At 58.9% G+C, this 14777-nt stretch carries 17 protein-coding genes; 7 read left to right on the top strand and 10 right to left on the bottom strand.

Features of this window, described 5'->3' with window-relative positions:
- Positions 1–98: 98 nt before the first annotated feature.
- Positions 99–596, top strand: a complete 498-nt coding sequence (locus BLW24_RS02940) for a hypothetical protein (protein ID WP_090376476.1) — start codon at positions 99–101, stop codon at positions 594–596.
- Positions 597–615: 19 nt separating this feature from the next.
- On the opposite strand, the gene BLW24_RS02935 is transcribed toward BLW24_RS02940, so the two are convergent.
- The 5 genes from BLW24_RS02935 to BLW24_RS02915 form a co-directional block, all read right to left on the bottom strand.
- Positions 616–1068: a hypothetical protein gene (locus BLW24_RS02935; RefSeq protein ID WP_090376473.1), complete on the bottom strand. Its 453-nt coding sequence runs from the start codon at positions 1066–1068 to the stop codon at positions 616–618.
- 29 nt (positions 1069–1097) lie between these two features.
- A complete protein-coding gene (locus tag BLW24_RS02930; RefSeq protein WP_090376471.1) occupies positions 1098–1730 on the bottom strand; it encodes a helix-turn-helix transcriptional regulator in 633 nt (210 codons plus the stop codon).
- Between the two features lie 131 nt (positions 1731–1861).
- On the bottom strand, positions 1862–2992 hold the full coding sequence (locus BLW24_RS02925; RefSeq protein ID WP_090376469.1) for an NAD(P)/FAD-dependent oxidoreductase: 1131 nt from the start codon (positions 2990–2992) through the stop codon (positions 1862–1864).
- Positions 2992–3945 carry an ornithine cyclodeaminase family protein gene (locus tag BLW24_RS02920; protein ID WP_090376466.1) on the bottom strand — a complete coding sequence of 318 codons (954 nt, stop codon included), beginning with the start codon at positions 3943–3945 and terminating at the stop codon, positions 2992–2994. Before BLW24_RS02920 ends, BLW24_RS02925 begins: the two co-directional genes overlap by 1 nt.
- A gap of 99 nt (positions 3946–4044) precedes the next feature.
- Positions 4045–4992, bottom strand: coding sequence for a GlxA family transcriptional regulator (locus BLW24_RS02915; protein WP_090376463.1), 948 nt, complete (start codon positions 4990–4992; stop codon positions 4045–4047).
- A 171-nt stretch (positions 4993–5163) separates the two neighbouring features.
- Here BLW24_RS02915 and BLW24_RS02910 point away from each other — a divergent pair, with 171 nt between their 5' ends.
- The 4 genes from BLW24_RS02910 to BLW24_RS02895 all read left to right on the top strand — a co-directional run bounded on the left by BLW24_RS02910 (position 5164) and on the right by BLW24_RS02895 (position 8135).
- On the top strand, positions 5164–6144 hold the full coding sequence (locus tag BLW24_RS02910) for an IS5 family transposase (protein WP_090376416.1): 981 nt from the start codon (positions 5164–5166) through the stop codon (positions 6142–6144).
- A gap of 163 nt (positions 6145–6307) precedes the next feature.
- A complete protein-coding gene (locus tag BLW24_RS02905; protein WP_090376460.1) occupies positions 6308–6778 on the top strand; it encodes a nuclear transport factor 2 family protein in 471 nt (156 codons plus the stop codon).
- 37 nt (positions 6779–6815) lie between these two features.
- Positions 6816–7133 (top strand): GIY-YIG nuclease family protein, encoded by a 318-nt coding sequence (locus BLW24_RS02900; protein ID WP_090376457.1) that lies wholly within the window; start codon positions 6816–6818, stop codon positions 7131–7133.
- 66 nt (positions 7134–7199) lie between these two features.
- Positions 7200–8135: a glutathione S-transferase family protein gene (locus BLW24_RS02895; RefSeq protein ID WP_090376454.1), complete on the top strand. Its 936-nt coding sequence runs from the start codon at positions 7200–7202 to the stop codon at positions 8133–8135.
- A 33-nt stretch (positions 8136–8168) separates the two neighbouring features.
- Here BLW24_RS02895 and BLW24_RS02890 read toward each other — a convergent pair whose 3' ends face one another.
- Positions 8169–8486: a glutaredoxin family protein gene (locus BLW24_RS02890; RefSeq protein WP_090248834.1), complete on the bottom strand. Its 318-nt coding sequence runs from the start codon at positions 8484–8486 to the stop codon at positions 8169–8171.
- An 87-nt stretch (positions 8487–8573) separates the two neighbouring features.
- Here BLW24_RS02890 and tnpB point away from each other — a divergent pair, with 87 nt between their 5' ends.
- Positions 8574–8969 (top strand): IS66 family insertion sequence element accessory protein TnpB, encoded by a 396-nt coding sequence (gene tnpB / locus BLW24_RS02885; protein ID WP_244161054.1) that lies wholly within the window; start codon positions 8574–8576, stop codon positions 8967–8969.
- An 18-nt stretch (positions 8970–8987) separates the two neighbouring features.
- A complete protein-coding gene (gene tnpC, locus BLW24_RS02880; protein WP_090375563.1) occupies positions 8988–10544 on the top strand; it encodes an IS66 family transposase in 1557 nt (518 codons plus the stop codon).
- A 514-nt stretch (positions 10545–11058) separates the two neighbouring features.
- On the opposite strand, the gene BLW24_RS02875 is transcribed toward tnpC, so the two are convergent.
- From BLW24_RS02875 to BLW24_RS02865, 4 genes are all read right to left on the bottom strand, one after another.
- Positions 11059–12150 (bottom strand): IS630 family transposase, encoded by a 1092-nt coding sequence (locus tag BLW24_RS02875; protein WP_090376451.1) that lies wholly within the window; start codon positions 12148–12150, stop codon positions 11059–11061.
- A gap of 228 nt (positions 12151–12378) precedes the next feature.
- The gene (locus tag BLW24_RS02870) at positions 12379–13359 is read right to left on the bottom strand and encodes an IS5 family transposase (protein ID WP_090376448.1); all 981 of its coding nucleotides are present in this window, start codon (positions 13357–13359) and stop codon (positions 12379–12381) included.
- A gap of 40 nt (positions 13360–13399) precedes the next feature.
- On the bottom strand, positions 13400–13897 hold the full coding sequence (locus tag BLW24_RS25505) for a serine protease family protein (RefSeq protein WP_139272630.1): 498 nt from the start codon (positions 13895–13897) through the stop codon (positions 13400–13402).
- A gap of 45 nt (positions 13898–13942) precedes the next feature.
- The gene (locus tag BLW24_RS02865) at positions 13943–14689 is read right to left on the bottom strand and encodes a hypothetical protein (RefSeq protein WP_090376445.1); all 747 of its coding nucleotides are present in this window, start codon (positions 14687–14689) and stop codon (positions 13943–13945) included.
- Positions 14690–14777: the final 88 nt, after the last annotated feature.

The following is a 14777-nucleotide window of genomic DNA, read 5'->3' as shown; positions in this document are numbered from 1 at the left end:
ATTGTTGTGGCTGAGCCTGGTCGGGGTAAGTTTCGCGGCAGAGCCCCCTCCCTGCGCAAGAATTCTAAATGGCAGCCTCGAATAAGGAACGCGCCTCTATGGCTTCCCCTGATAAACAGCAAAAACGTGCCCAACGAGCCAAAACCAAGGCTAAGCAGAACCGTTCGGGCAAGCTCAAGACCAATGTTGTTCACCCATTGCTGGCCAATCCGCTGATCAACGAGCCGTTCGATGATGTGGAAATCGACCTGAGCACCTTCGATTTCAAAGACATCGAAGAGAATGGTTTCGATCCGGCGCACTTCGACGACCTGTTCCAGGCGATGAAGGTCGGCGAAGGCATCAGTCTGTTGGCAATGTGCCTGATATTCCTGCAATACCCGGTGTTGGAGTTGGTGGTCGCGGAGGAAGCGGAGGACGCGGCCACGGACTTTATGATGGGGCTGCTGATTGTCTATCGCGGGATCTTCCACGATGAAGACGAAGATACCGCCGTGGAGTGGATCGGCAGCGACGCCTTCCAGCATGCCTATAACGAAGCATCAATGATTCTGCAGAAGAAAAACGCTCGCGGCATTCCAGGTGCCCGCACTTAGTTGCAAAGGCGTGACCTGCTCACGCCTGTGACAGGCGTCCGCGTATCAGTGTGCCGAGTAAATCAATAAGCCACCACAGCAGCAGGCCAGGTAGCAGGGCGATTGCAAGCAGATGCAGGCGCCCGAGAAACAGGGCGATGAACATTGCTGACTGCGTCCAGATATTACCAAAGGCCTGGGCGAATACCACGCAGCTGAAATAGGCCGCAAGCACAGCGAGCAGAGCAAAGCAGGCCGCCCGCCAGCGGCGGCTTTTCAGCACTCTGATTAGGGTGGCGTAGAGCAATATGCTGGGCAGCGAGAGCAGCAGGATTTCCAGCAGCGGGTACTCGACATCGATTAAAAATGGCCATTCCAGCGTGAGGCGCTGGTTGCGCAGTTCGCCGGTAACGGCGCAGATAAACAGCCCAGCTACCAGGGGAATGCCGAGCGCCTGAATGGTTGCGAGGATAAAACCGAGAAAGCGTTGCATGTCTGGCAGTCCTTGCCGGATGAGCGGGCTCAGGCCTCGCCCTTGATCTCTTTCAGGTGTTTGTACACCGTCGCGCGGCCCATGTTCAGTACGTTGGCTACGTAGTTGGCGGCGCTTTTGCCTTTGAAGGCGCCTTCAGCGTGCAGCGCTTCGACCAGCTCGCGTTTATGGTCGCGGGTCAGCAGGTTGAGGCCAAGCTGTCGCTGGCGCAGCCAACTGTGCAGAAAGGTATTGATGCGCTCCTGCCAGTCGTCGCGGAACAGCGCGTCGGGCTGCGGCACCAGTTTGCTGGACGAGAGAAACAGATCCAGCGCCTGCTTGGCGGTCTCGAACAGCGAGATATTCAGGTTGATGCATAGCACCGCGATGGGCGTGCCAGCGGCGTCGCGCAGCACGCTGCTGACCGAGCGGATCTTCTGGCCATCCCAGTTGAGCTTTTCATAAGGGCCTATGCTGCGCTCGTCGACTTCGCCGCTAAGCATGTCTTCCAGCGCCGCGTCATCGCCGATCACCCGTTTGGAGATGTTGTTGGCGATGTAGTCGACCTTCTGTGTGCGCAGGTCGTGCAGCACCACTTCGGCGTGGGGGAAGAACAGCGTGGCGATGGCGTCGGCGATGGTGCGGTAGTTGTCCAGCTCGGGGGCAGGGCGGGGCGGCGTCATGCGACTAACTCTTCGGGCTTGGGAGGCGTTGGAAGTGTGCCGCAAAGCGCCTGAGGCGTCATCCTTGGGCGCTGCGCGCAGCTATTGTTGCAGCCTGTTGTTAACGCCGCGATGGCCGCGCAGGTAGTTTTTCAACGGCCTGCCAGGCGGGCCGGCGATAGCATGGCTTCCGTTAGGCCAAACTGGCGTAGATGCTCGGGTAGCGGCTCACCACGGGCCAGGGCGGCGCAGGCCATGCCCATGGCCGCCGAGGTCTGGATGCCATAACCGCCTTGGGCGGCGACCCAGAAGAAGCCTGCTACCTGCGAGTCGAAGCCGCCTACCAGATCGCCATCGGCGACAAAGGAGCGCAAGCCGGCCCAGCTGTGCGCTGGGCGGCGAATGCTCAGGCTGGTGTGTTCTTCGATCTGGTAGATGCCCAGGGCGATATCCAGTTCTTCGGGCTGTACATCGTGGGGCTCGACCGGGTCGGCGTTGGCGGGCGAGCCTAGCAGCAGGCCGGCATCGGGTTTGAAATAGAAGGATTCGTCCAGGCTGACCACACAGGGCCAGGCGTGGCAGTCGATGTCTTCCGGTCCATTAAAAGTGAAAGCCGCACGACGTTTGGGGATCAAGCCAATGGGCGCCACTCCAGCCAGGGCGGCAATCTGGTCGCACCAACCGCCAGCGGCATTGATCAGCACCTTGGCCCGGTAGTGCGCGTTGCCGCAGTCCACCAGCCAGGCGTCACCATCGCGCTGGATGCGCAGTACTTCGCAGCTAGTGTGGATTTCCCCGCCCTGCTGGCGAATGCCGCGCAGGTAGCCCTGGTGCAGGGCATCGGTGTCGATATCGGCGGCGCTGGGGTCGAGCATGGCGGCCTGCACCTTGTCGCGGCGCAGCACGGGCACCAGGGCGCAGGCTTCGTCGGCGCTGAGCAGGCGCATCTCCGGCACACTGGCTTTGCCGCTGTCGAATTGGCGTTGCAGTTCGGCGGCATCGCCAGTGAAGTCCACCACCAGTTCACCGCGTGGGGTCAGCAGTGGGTGTTCGGCAAAGCCGACCGGCGGTACGTCGTAGAACGCCCGGCTGGCGGCGGTCAGGGCGCGCACCTGCGGCGTGCCGTAGGCCACGGTGTAGAGCGCGGCGGAGCGGCCGGTGGAGTGGTAACCGGGCAGCTGCTCACGCTCGAGCAGGATGGTTTTGCCATGGGCGGCGAGAAAGTAACCGGTGGAGGCGCCGGCAATGCCCGCTCCGATGATCAGATAGTCGGCCTGGTGCATCAGCAGGCCTCCTGCTTGAGCTGGTACAGCGCGTGGGCGAGGGCGACATCTTCCAGGCCCAGGCCGATGGAGCGGAAAAATACCGTACGGCGGTAGTCCGGGCGAATTGCCTTGCCGCTGACTAGCTCGGCCAGATCACCGAGGATGTCGGCGCTGTTCCAGCCCAGACGACTGGCCAGGAGCATTTCCCCCGCGCTGCCTGGTGTGGTCGCGCGGTAGTCGCAGTAGACATCCATATTCAGCAGGCTGGCGGGCGTTACCTCATGGGCACGCGGCGCGTTGGTGCTGATCGAGGTGATCAGCGCCGGTTTATCCAGCTCGACGGGATCGAGCAGCGGTTTTGCCGAAGAGGTGCAGAGCATCACCACGTCGGCATCGCGAATGGCGTCCGCCTGGCTGGCGCATAGCTGGATGCGTGGGTCGAGTTGCTGCAGCTTGAGCAGCTGCGCTCCGGTTTTGCCGGCAAGGCTTGGCGAGTAGAGGCGGATGCTCTGCCAGGGCCGTAGCTGCTTGACGTAATGCACATGCGCTTGCGCCACGGCGCCGCTGCCGATCACCGCCAGGCGGCTGGCTTCGGGCGCAGCCAGGGCATCAACGGCCACTGCGGTGGTGGCGGCGGTGCGCGCGGTGGTCAGGCTGCCGGCATCGCACAGCAGCAACGGCTGGCCGGTCTGCATCGACATCAGCAGAGTCCACGCGGTAATCAGCGGGCCTTGCTCGCGGACGATATAGGGCGAGGTCTTTACCCCGTACACCCCCGCGCCTGCGAGCACGCCGAGGTAGTTGATAAAGTCGCCGCCGCCAGCGGGAAACTCCACCAGTTGCTGCGCCGGCTGCACCGCATTGCCGGCGGCCAGCTCGCGGAACATGGCGACCATGGCCTGGTGCACATCGACCTGGGCTAGCAGCTGTTCGGCTGCGCTTTTATCCAGCACATAAGGGGTGGTCGACATGGGCGGCTCCGTAACAAATTAAACAATTAATTCCATTTTGGACTTTGTGGTATTTTTCGACAAACGCTGGCGCGGCATCTTGATACGTTGCGGCGACGTTCAGTCTGGCTGACGCAGGCGCTTGCGAAACGCTCCAGGGCTTTCCCCGCAGAGCTGCTTGAACAGCTTGGCAAAGGTGGCACGGTCGGCATAACCGACCTGTGCGGCGATCTGCTCCAGTGAGGCCGGGCTGCGCAGGGCGCGCTGCGCGGCGCTGATGCGCACCCGCTGCAGATAATCGTTGGGCGTTAGCCCGGTGCTGGCCTTGAAGCGCCGCAACAGGGTGCGCGATGAACAATTGGCCTGAGCGGCCAAGCGGTTGAGGTCGATATTTTCGCCATGGTGACGTTGCATCCACTGCAACACGGGTGTGAGTTGGCCATCGCTACTGTGCGCTGGCAGCAGCGGGGCAAAGCGCGACTGCAGGCCGCGCTGGCTGTCGAAGACCATGGCATTGGCCACCTGCTGGGCCAGGTTGTCGCCGCCATGCTGGGCGATCAGATGCAGGCACAGGTCGAGCCCGGCATGCGCGCCACCGGAGCTGAGCAGGTTGCCGTCTTCGCAGACCAGTTGCTCGATCTGCAGATTGACCTGTGGGAAGCGCTGGCGGAATTGAGCCGCCAGCGCCCAGTGAGTAGTGGCGCGGCGCCCGTCGAGCACGCCCGCAGCGGCCAGGAGAAAGGCGCTACTGCACAGGCTGGCCAATTGCTGGTGCGGGGGGCGCTGCGCCAGCCAGGGCAGTAGGGCGGCGTTGTCGGCCAAGCTGCTGTCGATGGCGCTGCCGCTGGCGGCGAGCAGAATCAGGTCGGCATCCTCGGCCAGGCTCAGGTCGCCATCGACCTGAATCTGTGCAAAGCCCAGATCGACCGCGTGCCCATCCAGGCTTACGCGCTGCAGCTCGAACAGTCGTTGCTCGGCCAGGCGGTTGGCCAGGACAAAAGCGTCCATGGCCATGCTCAGGCTGGAACACACAGTTTGTGGGCAGACGAACAGGGCAGTTTTCAGCATGAGGTGCTCAGTCTTGATGGATTTTGGCGATTATTGACACAAGTATGTCTTTTACGCCAATCGCGCGGCGGCGTTCTAGCGACAATACTGCTCGTACGTTCCCTAAGGATGGTCTGAAAAAGACTTCCTGATTTTGGCAAAATATCCGCACTCCACCCGCCGAGTTTTCCGATGAAGCAGATGACCTTCGCCGACGCCGAGTACGCCGGCAAGCGCAAGCAGACCCGCAAAGAATTGTTCCTGATCGAGATGGATCGGGTAGTGCCATGGAAAGGGTTGATCGCTTTGATCGAGCCGCATTATCCAAAGGGTGAAGGCGGCCGACCGTCCTATCCGCTGATGGCGATGCTGCGAGTGCATCTGATGCAAAACTGGTTCGGTTACAGCGATCCGGCGATGGAAGAGGCGCTGTACGAGACCACCATCCTACGCCAGTTTGCCGGGCTGACTCTGGAGCGCATTCCTGACGAAACCACCATCCTCAACTTCCGCCGCTTGCTGGAAAAACACGAACTGGCTGCCGGCATCCTGGCCGTGATCAATGGCTACCTGGGTGACCGTGGTTTGTCGCTGCGCCAAGGCACCATCGTCGATGCCACGCTGATCAACGCGCCGAGTTCAACCAAGAACAAGAACGGTAAGCGTGACCCTGAGATGCACTCAACCAAGAAAGGCAATCAGTATTACTTCGGCATGAAGGCGCACATCGGGGTGGATGACGAGTCTGGCTTGGTGCACAGCGTGGTGGGTACTGCCGCCAACGTGGCGGATGTCACCCAGGTCGATAAGCTGCTGCACGGCGAGGAAAACATGGTGGGGGCCGATGCCGGATATACCGGTGTCGAGAAGCGCCCCGAGCATGAGGGCCGTCAAGTGATCTGGCAGGTTGCAGCACGGCGTAGCACTTACAAGAAACTCGGTAAGCGCAGCGCGCTGTACAAAGCCAAGCGCAAAATCGAGAAGGCCAAGGCCCAAGTGCGAGCCAAGGTCGAGCATCCGTTTCGGGTGATCAAGCGTCAGTTCGGTTATGTGAAGACGCGCTTCCGTGGCCTGGTCAAAAACACGGCGCAACTGGTGACTTTATTCGCGCTGTCAAATCTGTGGATGGCGCGCCGAGATTTACTGACGAATGCAGGAGAGGTGCGCCCGTAATGCTGGAAATGGCTGCCGCGAGGTGCTCGCGGCGGCTAAAAACACAGAAATGAGCCGGTAATCTGATCGTTTTTGATCGATTTATCACTTTCGAAATCAGCAGAGGCTGACGTCAGCCAGAAATGCATGGCTACTTCAGAGGATCCCTAACGGAGTTCGCCCCATGACCCATCCCAACGCCGCGCTGATTACCCGCTTCTACCAGGCCTTCCAGCAGTTGGATGCCGAGACCATGGCTAGCTGTTACAGCGAGGATGTGCAGTTCAGCGACCCGGTATTTACCGATCTACGTGGTGCGGCTGCCGACGATATGTGGCGCATGCTCTGCGCCAAGGCCCAGGGGTTTTCCCTGACCTTTGATGGCGTGGCGGCGGATGATCACTCTGGCAAGGCGCGTTGGGTGGCGACCTATACCTTTAGCCAGACCGGTAATCAGGTGGTCAACCATATCGAGGCCAACTTCCGCTTTCGCGATGGCAAGATCAGCGAGCACCGTGATCACTTCGACCTGTGGCGCTGGGCCGGCCAGGCGCTGGGCCTCAAAGGTCGCCTGCTGGGCTGGGCGCCGTTTGTGCAGAGCGCCATTCGCCAGCAGGCTGGTAAAGGGTTGGCTGCCTTCCAGAAGAGCCGTTAAGCTCGGCGACCTTGCTTATTGCCTGCCGATTTAACTGATGCCTGACTCCTCTTCTGTGCCTGAAATACCTGCCGGCAAGCCCTGGTTTGTCTACCTGGTGCGGGCCGCCAATGGCGCGTTGTACTGCGGCATTAGCGACGATCCGCACAAGCGTTTTGCCAAGCACCAGAGCGGTAAAGGCGCGCGTTTTTTCCACTCCAGTCCGGCGCAGGCGCTGGTGTACATCGAACCCTGTGCCGGCAAAGGCGATGCGTTGCGCCGTGAGCGTGCGGTCAAGGCCTTGAGCAAGTTGGCCAAGGAAGCTCTGGTGGCGACCGCGGTTATCGTTGCGGCTGATAAAGCATCATCAGCCTAGCCGGGTAGGCCGCAGCGCTGTGCAGGGTTAAGCTGGTTCCTTTATCTGATTGCAGCGGAGCCTGTTATGCACGAGTTGATCCTGCACCATTACGATGCCTCACCGTTTGCCGAGAAGGCGCGCCTGATGCTGGGCTTCAAGCAGCTGTCCTGGCGCTCGGTGGATATTCCGCGAATCATGCCCAAGCCCGATCTAATGGCGCTGACTGGTGGCTACCGCAAGACTCCGGTGCTGCAGGTGGGGGCCGATATCTACTGTGATACCGCGCTGATTGCCCGTCGCCTGGACGCGGAGAAAGCGACCCCTGCGCTGTTCCCGGAGGGCCAGGAGTTTGTCGCGGCGAGCTTTGCCCAGTGGGTCGATTCGCAGATTTTTCAGCATGCGGTGAGCCTGGTGTTTCAGCCAGAGTCGGTCGCCGTGCGTTTCGGCATGCTGCCGCCTGAGGCGGTCAAGGCCTTTGTCGCCGACCGTGCCGGGTTGTTCAGTGGCGGCAGCGCCACGCGTTTGCCGGTGGAGGTCGCCAAGCACAACTGGCCGTCGCTGATGGCGCGGGTGGAGCAGCAACTGGCGCGCGAGGAGGGCGATTATCTGTTCGGTGAACCGTCGATTGCTGATTTTTCCCTGGCCCACTGTTTGTGGTTCCTCAAAGGCACCCCGGTGACCGCACCGCTGGTCGACGCCTATCCAAATGTCAGCGCCTGGCTCGGCCGCGTGCTGGGCTTCGGTCACGGAGCGTCCAGTGCACTGAGCGCAGAAGACGCTATCGCCATCGCCCGTGCCGCGACGCCAGCTGCTTTGCCGGACGAGCAGTTCGCCGAGCCCAACGGCTTTACGGTCGGTCAGCGGGTGCAGATTGCCGCCACCGATTACGGTGTCGACTCGGTGGAGGGCGAGCTTGTGTTCGCCGGTGTTGAAGAGTTGATCCTGCGCCGCGAGGACCCGCGCGCTGGCACCGTGCATGTGCATTTCCCACGCCTGGGTTTTGCCATCCAGGCGTTGTAAGCGTCTGTTGACGCTCTGTTGTGCGCCGACTTTTCAGTAGGCTGCGCGCATCGCTTGTGGGTCATAGCCATGAATCAGCGTGCCTTTGATATCCAGCAAGGGTACGCCGCGCCCACCCAGGGCTTTGAAGGTCGCCTGACCGGCAGGGTCTTTCTCGATATCGATTTCCCGGTAGGCAATCTGGTCCTGCGCCAGTTGCTCGCGGGTTTTCGCGCAGTAGCCGCACCATTGCGTGGCATATAACACCACTTCGCCTGGGCGGTCGGCCAATGGTGGTTGGAACCAGCGCTGCACAGTGTCCCAGTGCTGGAACAGTGCCAAGGCGCTGAGCAGCAGGATGACTTTCTTCATGGGCGTTCCTTTGCCTTCTTGTATTGATGGTTTAGTGAGTGTAAGCGCTCCATAAACCTCATCTACAAATGATCCGCAGGCCAGCCAATGCTGAGCTCCAATTTCTTTCTGGAGCCAGCCGTCATGATGCGCCCCGACGCCAAAGTCGAAAAAGTCTATCTATACCCCAAGCCGGTGGATTTCCGAAAATCCATCGATGGCCTGGCCGCCCTGGTCGAGCTGGATATCAAGGTGGCGGTGTTCGACCCGGTGCTGTTCGTCTTCCTCAACCGCGCGCGCAGCCGGGTGAAGATTTTGTATTGGGAGCGCAACGGCTTTTGCCTGTGGCTCAAGCGATTGGAGGCTGAACGCTTCAAGTCGCATCCGGAACCTGGCGAAGATGCGATCGTGCTGACGGCCCAGGAGTTGAACTGGTTGTTGGACGGTATCGACCTGTGGCGCAACCGGCCGCACCAGGTTTTGACCCCTAGGTTCGTCACCTGAGCCGGTATAATCCACGGCATGATTTCTGTGCCCGAAACCCTTCCTGATGACCCCGCCGCGCTCAAGCAATTGCTCGCTGAGGTGTTGTCGTCGGCGCAGGAATTGGCCAAGGACAAGGATGGGCAGATCGAGCGCCTGCGCGAACAAAACGCGCTGTTGATCCAGCGCCTGTTCGGCCGTAAATCCGAGCAGAGCAGCGACCCGGATTCACCGCAGCTAGAGATGTTCAACGAAGCGGAAAGCCTGGCCGAAGCGGCGGCTGAAGCTCCGGCCGCTGAGGTCGAGGAAGAAGTCGTTGCGCCGACCAAGCGCCGCGGCAAGCGCAAGCCGTTACCGGCCGAACTACCGCGTGTCGAGGTCATCCACGAACTGCCCGAACACGAACTGACCTGCGAATGCGGTTGCCGCAAGCAGGCCATCGGCGAAGAAACCAGCGAGCAGCTGGAAATCATCCCGATGCAGGTTCAGGTGATCCGCCACATTCGCAAGACCTATGCCTGCAAGGCCTGCGAAAGCGCGCCGGTCACCGCTGACAAACCGGCCCAACTGATCGAGAAAAGGCTGGCCAGCCCGAGCGTGCTGGCGATGCTGCTGACCAGCAAATACGCCGACGGCATCCCACTGTATCGCTTCGAAAAGATGCTCAGTCGCCATGGCATCGACATCCCCCGGCAGACCCTGGCGCGCTGGGTGATCCAGTGCGGCGAACTGCTACAACCGTTGCTCAACCTGATGCGCGACAGGCTGCTGGACAGTCCGGTGATCCACTGCGATGAAACCCGCGTGCAGGTGCTCAAGGAGCCTGGGCGCGATCCGAGCAGCCACTCCTGGATGTGGGTGCAGACCGGTGGCCCGCCTGGCAAACCGGTGATCCTCTTCGACTACACAACCAGCCGCGCGCAGGAGGTGCCGCTGCGCCTGCTCGACGGTTATCGCGGCTACCTGATGACCGACGATTACGCCGGCTACAACGCCGTGGCCGCACAACAAGGTGTTGAACGCCTGGCCTGCTGGGCGCATGCGCGGCGCAAGTTCGTCGAAGCGCAAAAGGTGCAACCGAAGGGCAAAACCGGGCGTGCCGACATCGCGTTGGGGATGATCAACAAGCTCTACGGCATCGAGCGCGAACTTAAGGATGCCAGCGATGAACAGCGCTACCGGGGCCGCCAGCAGCACAGCCTACCGCTCCTCGATCAGCTCAAGACCTGGCTGGAGAAAACCCAGCCGCAGGTCACGGCGCAGAATGCCCTGGGCAAAGCAGTGAACTACCTGGCGAGCAACTGGAGCCGACTCGAACGCTACATCGAGGCTGGCCACCTGCCGATCGATAACAACGCTGCCGAGCGCGCGATCCGGCCCTTCGTCATAGGTCGCAAGAACTGGCTGTTCAGCGACACGCCGAAAGGCGCGACCGCCAGCGCCCAACTCTACAGCCTGGTGGAAACCGCCAAGACCAATGGCCAGGAGCCCTACGCCTGGTTGCGCCATGTCCTCGAACGCCTGCCGCTGGCCAACAGCGTTGAAGCCTACGAAGCGCTGCTGCCTTGGAACTGCCAACCAACGACGCCACTGTAAAACGCAAAACCTCTCCAGAGGGAGGTGGGGTCTATGGAGCGCTTACGCTGAAATGCCGATCCAATTCACGACTACGATCCCGCGCCAGTCCTAGAGGGTCGTGGGGCGATCGCTGTGTTCATCGCGGACGCCTTGTAAGCGGGAGACGCCGCCTATATCGCTGAAGCTATGGCCGTGGTTGCCCGTGCGGGGGAAATGATAGACCTCGATGACCTGCAGATAGATATTCCGGCCGGCTGAATCGCCCCTGATTTCCTTATCGTGTATGGATGATATTAATGAGGCTTCTGCATGTGGCTATCTAGGAAATCGAGTATTTGCGGTAGCGCGACGAGCTCAGTCGAGTAAATTTGAAGATCGCTATTTGAGATAGTTTTTCGACGCTTGCTAACTACCCCACCTAGGCAGCCACTTTCAGCGTCATAAATCGCAGCGCCACTCGTGCCGGGAGCATAATAGCCTGTTAAATGCTCCGCCCACGAGTCTCCATTGCTATGCCTAGTGGCCTGTCTGGTTAATCCAATAACTCATTCCGAATTACAGCCAGCTTTGCTCGATGCACGGAGCTGATAATCGACTCAGCCGTTTTGCTCCAGCGGAACGGCTTAGCCGAATGTTCGTTATGAGCCTCAATGAAGCGACGTATCGCCGCTCTCAGGTCAGCCACGCTGCTGAAGGCATCACGATAAAGCGCCCGTCTTTCCAGTTGCGCAAACCAGCCCTCCACGGCGTTCAGCCACGAGGCGCTGGTCGGTGTGAAGTGCAGCTTGAAACGGGGATGCTTCTCCAGCCATTCCCTGACGGCAGCGATCTTGTGAGTCGAGCTGTTGTCCAGAATTACATGCAGGTCCAGCTCGGCGGGGGTGCTGCGGTCGATCTGTCGAAGGAACTCCAAAAACTCCTTGGCCCTGTGCCGCTGGGTGATACGGCCGATGACCTTACCCGTCAGGATGTCAAAGGCTGCGTACAGACTGGCCGTACCGTGGCGCTTATAGTCATGCGTCCGCCGCTCAATCTGCCCGGGCTTGAGCGGCAGCATGGGCTGTGTGCGGTCCAGCGCCTGGATCTGTGTTTTTTCGTCAACAGATAGCACCAGGGCGTTGTCGGGCGGATTCAAATAGAGCCCGACGACATCGACCACTTTGTCTGCAAAGTGCGGGTCGTTACTGATCTTGAAGGTTTTCAACCGGTGCGGCTTGAGGTCGGCAGCAGCCCACACCTGTGCGACCTGCCAGATGCTGACCCCAGCGTACTTGGCCATCAACCGTAGGCTCCAGTGGGTAGCTTCGCGCGGGACTCGCTGGGTCGTCAGCGTCAGGATTTCCTTGATCTTCGCTTCGTTGAGCTTGCGAGGCGCTCCACTGCGCCGCAGGTCACTCAGCCCCTCCAGACCGGTCTCCTGGTAGCGTTTACGCCATTTGAAGACCACTGGCGCAGAGACTTGCAGCTGCTCGCTGATCTCCTTGGGCGTGAGACCGTTGGCCAGCAGCAACAGAATTCTGGCCCGCTGGCCGATGCTCTGAGGCAGCGATCCCATGCGTAACCAGCCTTGCAGCATGTCGGCATCACTGGGACTCAAGAAGAATGGGGCTGCTGGCCGGGCCATATGGGAGCTCAATTCATGACGATAGAGCGCGCAGTATACTGGCTCGGCATTGGATTAACGAATTTTACAGACAGTTCACTAGGGGTGGTCTGAAGTAGCCATGTATTTCTGGCTGACTTCAGCCCCCGCCGATTTTGAAAGCGGCAAATCGATCAAAAACGATCAGATTACCCATTCATTTCTGTGTTTTTAGCCGCCGCGAGTAGCTCGCGGCAGCCATTTCCCGCATTACAGGCGCACCTCTCCTGCATTGGTCAGTAAATGTCGGCGTGCCATCCACAGGTTCGACAGCGCGAACAGCGTCATCAGTTGCGCCGTGTTCTTGGCCAAGCCACGGAAGCGTGTCTTTACATAACTGAACTGACGCTTGAGCACCCGGAACGGGTGCTCAACCTTGGCGCGCACCTGGGCCTTGGCCTTCTCGATCTTGCGTTTGGCTTTGTACAGCGGGCTGCTCTTACCCAGCTTCTTATAGGTGCTGCGGCGGGCAGCAACCTGCCAGATCACCTCGCGCCCATCATGTTCGGGGCGCTTTTCGACGCCGGTATAACCCGCATCGGCGCACACCACGTTTTCCTCGCCGTGCAGCAACTTGTCGACCTGAGTGACATCCGCCACGTTGGCCGCCGTGCCTACCACGCTGTGTACCAGCCCCGACTCGTCATCCACGCCAATGTGCGCCTTCATGCCGAAGTAGTATTGGTTGCCCTTCTTGGCCTGGTGCATCTCTGGGTCGCGTTTGCCGTCCTTGTTCTTGGTCGAACTCGGCGCATTGATCAGCGTGGCATCGACGATGGTGCCTTGGCGCAACGACAGGCCACGGTCGCCAAGATAGCCATTGATGACGGCCAGGATGCCGGCAGCCAACTCATGTTTCTCCAGCAGACGACGGAAGTTGAGGATGGTGGTTTCGTCGGGGATACGTTCCAGACTCAGCCCGGCGAACTGCCGCAGGATGGTGGTCTCGTACAGCGCTTCTTCCATCGCCGGGTCGCTGTAGCCGAACCAGTTCTGCATCAGGTGCACACGTAGCATCGCCATCAGCGGATAGGCCGGCCGACCGCCTTCACCCTTGGGGTAATACGGTTCGATCAGTGCGATCAAACCCTTCCACGGCACCACCCGATCCATCTCGATCAGGAACAACTCTTTGCGGGTCTGCTTGCGTTTGCCGGCGTACTCGGCATCGGCGAAGGTCATTTGCTTCATCGGAAAACTCGGCGGGTGGCGTCCGGGCATTTTGCCAAAATCAGGAAGTCTTATTCAGAGTTTCCCTAGTCATTTCTGGAGAGGCGTAGGTTGATGACACTGTTTTGGTTAGGCCAGATGCAACTAGAACCTCTTGGCCTGATCGAATAGGCGTTTCACATAGCTTTACGGGGTTGGCCGGAGAGGCAAGACTAGCGAGACTATCTTGGTCAATCTTTAAAATTGCAAGATCTCGATATGCAGGATCATCTATTGCAATAATTTCTGCACTTCCCCAGGTCAGGCCGTTGCCGACACGTATAGTTGAACCTTCCGAGGCTCCGAGAAACAGATGTGCTGCGGTAAGAACAATCTCGTGCCCAATCCATGCGGCTGATCCGCTCGAAGTCTCGCCTTTTGAAATTACTTCGATCGCCAATTGCCGATTTCCTGCCTCAAAACTGGGGTGGGTATAGATAGAAGAGGGGGCTTGGGTGGAGCAGGCAGAGAGCATGGCCGATGCAAGTGCTACTAGGGTGATGTTTTTACTTGGGTTCATTGAGTATCACTTCAGAGTAGGATTCGAGAAGTACGTTGGGGATTTCTATGGGTGGGCCCTGTTTCGTGAGATTTCTTCGCGAGCCTTTCTTTGTTCCTGCAGTTTTGCAAGTTGTGCATCGTAAAGTGGCGCGTAGAAGACCCAGCGAGTTTTCCACTCAGAAAACCATGCCCACTGTAAAAGTAAGGCAACTATCATCAGCGTAATGATACCTCCTTGGGGGCCGATATAGGACAGCATTATGCTAGTCAAAGAGTCCGCTCCAAATTTACTGCTGGACCACCAATCAATTAGGCAGAGAAAAGTAATGCCAAAGACAAGTGCGCCAAATTGCTCGCGTAGTTCCTGTGTTTTTTCAAAATCAGATTTACATTGTTCGTAAAATTTCCATAAGAAGTCGCTGTTATTTCTTAATGCATGCTCGCGTAAATCGCCAAGCAAGACGCATCCATGGGGCTGCTGATCGGAACCGTTTCTTGTAGAGAAGAAGTCGAAGGGTATAAGCAGGATTATTTGCCGTAGAGCTATAGCCAGTGCAGGGATAACGAATGATACAATAAGGCAAAATGCGCAAATTGAAGTTAGCAGAAGGCCGAAATTTTCCCAGACTTTGTCCATTGTGAATGAGAAATGCAGTATGCCTCTATGTCCGTTGAGCAATAGGATAATATCGAGGAAAACTACCGCATATGCGAGTTTTATGCCCCATCGCCATTCCCAGGCCTTTTCAATTACTCCAGTCGATAGTAAAGATTTTGCATCTGGGTTTTTTGAGTCTGGCTTATCCGTCATGTGAGTCTCCTAAGGTGAGGCGTTTAACTTGGCGCTATAGACCGTCCCGTTTTTTTTCATTTTAATTCTTTGGGAAACTCTGAAAAGC

The sequence above is a fragment of the Pseudomonas anguilliseptica genome (genome assembly GCF_900105355.1).
Taxonomy (GTDB): Bacteria; Pseudomonadota; Gammaproteobacteria; order Pseudomonadales; family Pseudomonadaceae; genus Aquipseudomonas; species Aquipseudomonas anguilliseptica.
This window is presented reverse-complemented; position numbering and strand designations above follow the sequence as displayed.

Bases quoted from the DNA above. Each gene is read 5' to 3' on its own strand.
- tnpC (WP_090375563.1), top strand. From the start codon at position 8,988: ATGATTTCTGTGCCCGAAACCCTTCCTGATGACCCCGCCGCGCTCAAG.
- BLW24_RS02875 (WP_090376451.1), bottom strand. From the start codon at position 12,150: ATGGCCCGGCCAGCAGCCCCATTCTTCTTGAGTCCCAGTGATGCCGAC.
- BLW24_RS02905 (WP_090376460.1), top strand. From the start codon at position 6,308: ATGACCCATCCCAACGCCGCGCTGATTACCCGCTTCTACCAGGCCTTC.
- BLW24_RS02915 (WP_090376463.1), bottom strand. From the start codon at position 4,992: ATGCTGAAAACTGCCCTGTTCGTCTGCCCACAAACTGTGTGTTCCAGC.
- BLW24_RS02930 (WP_090376471.1), bottom strand. From the start codon at position 1,730: ATGACGCCGCCCCGCCCTGCCCCCGAGCTGGACAACTACCGCACCATC.
- BLW24_RS02895 (WP_090376454.1), top strand. From the start codon at position 7,200: ATGCACGAGTTGATCCTGCACCATTACGATGCCTCACCGTTTGCCGAG.
- BLW24_RS25505 (WP_139272630.1), bottom strand. From the start codon at position 13,897: ATGAACCCAAGTAAAAACATCACCCTAGTAGCACTTGCATCGGCCATG.
- BLW24_RS02900 (WP_090376457.1), top strand. From the start codon at position 6,816: ATGCCTGACTCCTCTTCTGTGCCTGAAATACCTGCCGGCAAGCCCTGG.
- tnpB (WP_244161054.1), top strand. From the start codon at position 8,574: ATGCTGAGCTCCAATTTCTTTCTGGAGCCAGCCGTCATGATGCGCCCC.
- BLW24_RS02910 (WP_090376416.1), top strand. From the start codon at position 5,164: ATGAAGCAGATGACCTTCGCCGACGCCGAGTACGCCGGCAAGCGCAAG.
- BLW24_RS02865 (WP_090376445.1), bottom strand. From the start codon at position 14,689: ATGACGGATAAGCCAGACTCAAAAAACCCAGATGCAAAATCTTTACTA.
- BLW24_RS02890 (WP_090248834.1), bottom strand. From the start codon at position 8,486: ATGAAGAAAGTCATCCTGCTGCTCAGCGCCTTGGCACTGTTCCAGCAC.
- BLW24_RS02925 (WP_090376469.1), bottom strand. From the start codon at position 2,992: ATGCACCAGGCCGACTATCTGATCATCGGAGCGGGCATTGCCGGCGCC.
- BLW24_RS02940 (WP_090376476.1), top strand. From the start codon at position 99: ATGGCTTCCCCTGATAAACAGCAAAAACGTGCCCAACGAGCCAAAACC.
- BLW24_RS02920 (WP_090376466.1), bottom strand. From the start codon at position 3,945: ATGTCGACCACCCCTTATGTGCTGGATAAAAGCGCAGCCGAACAGCTG.
- BLW24_RS02870 (WP_090376448.1), bottom strand. From the start codon at position 13,359: ATGAAGCAAATGACCTTCGCCGATGCCGAGTACGCCGGCAAACGCAAG.
- BLW24_RS02935 (WP_090376473.1), bottom strand. From the start codon at position 1,068: ATGCAACGCTTTCTCGGTTTTATCCTCGCAACCATTCAGGCGCTCGGC.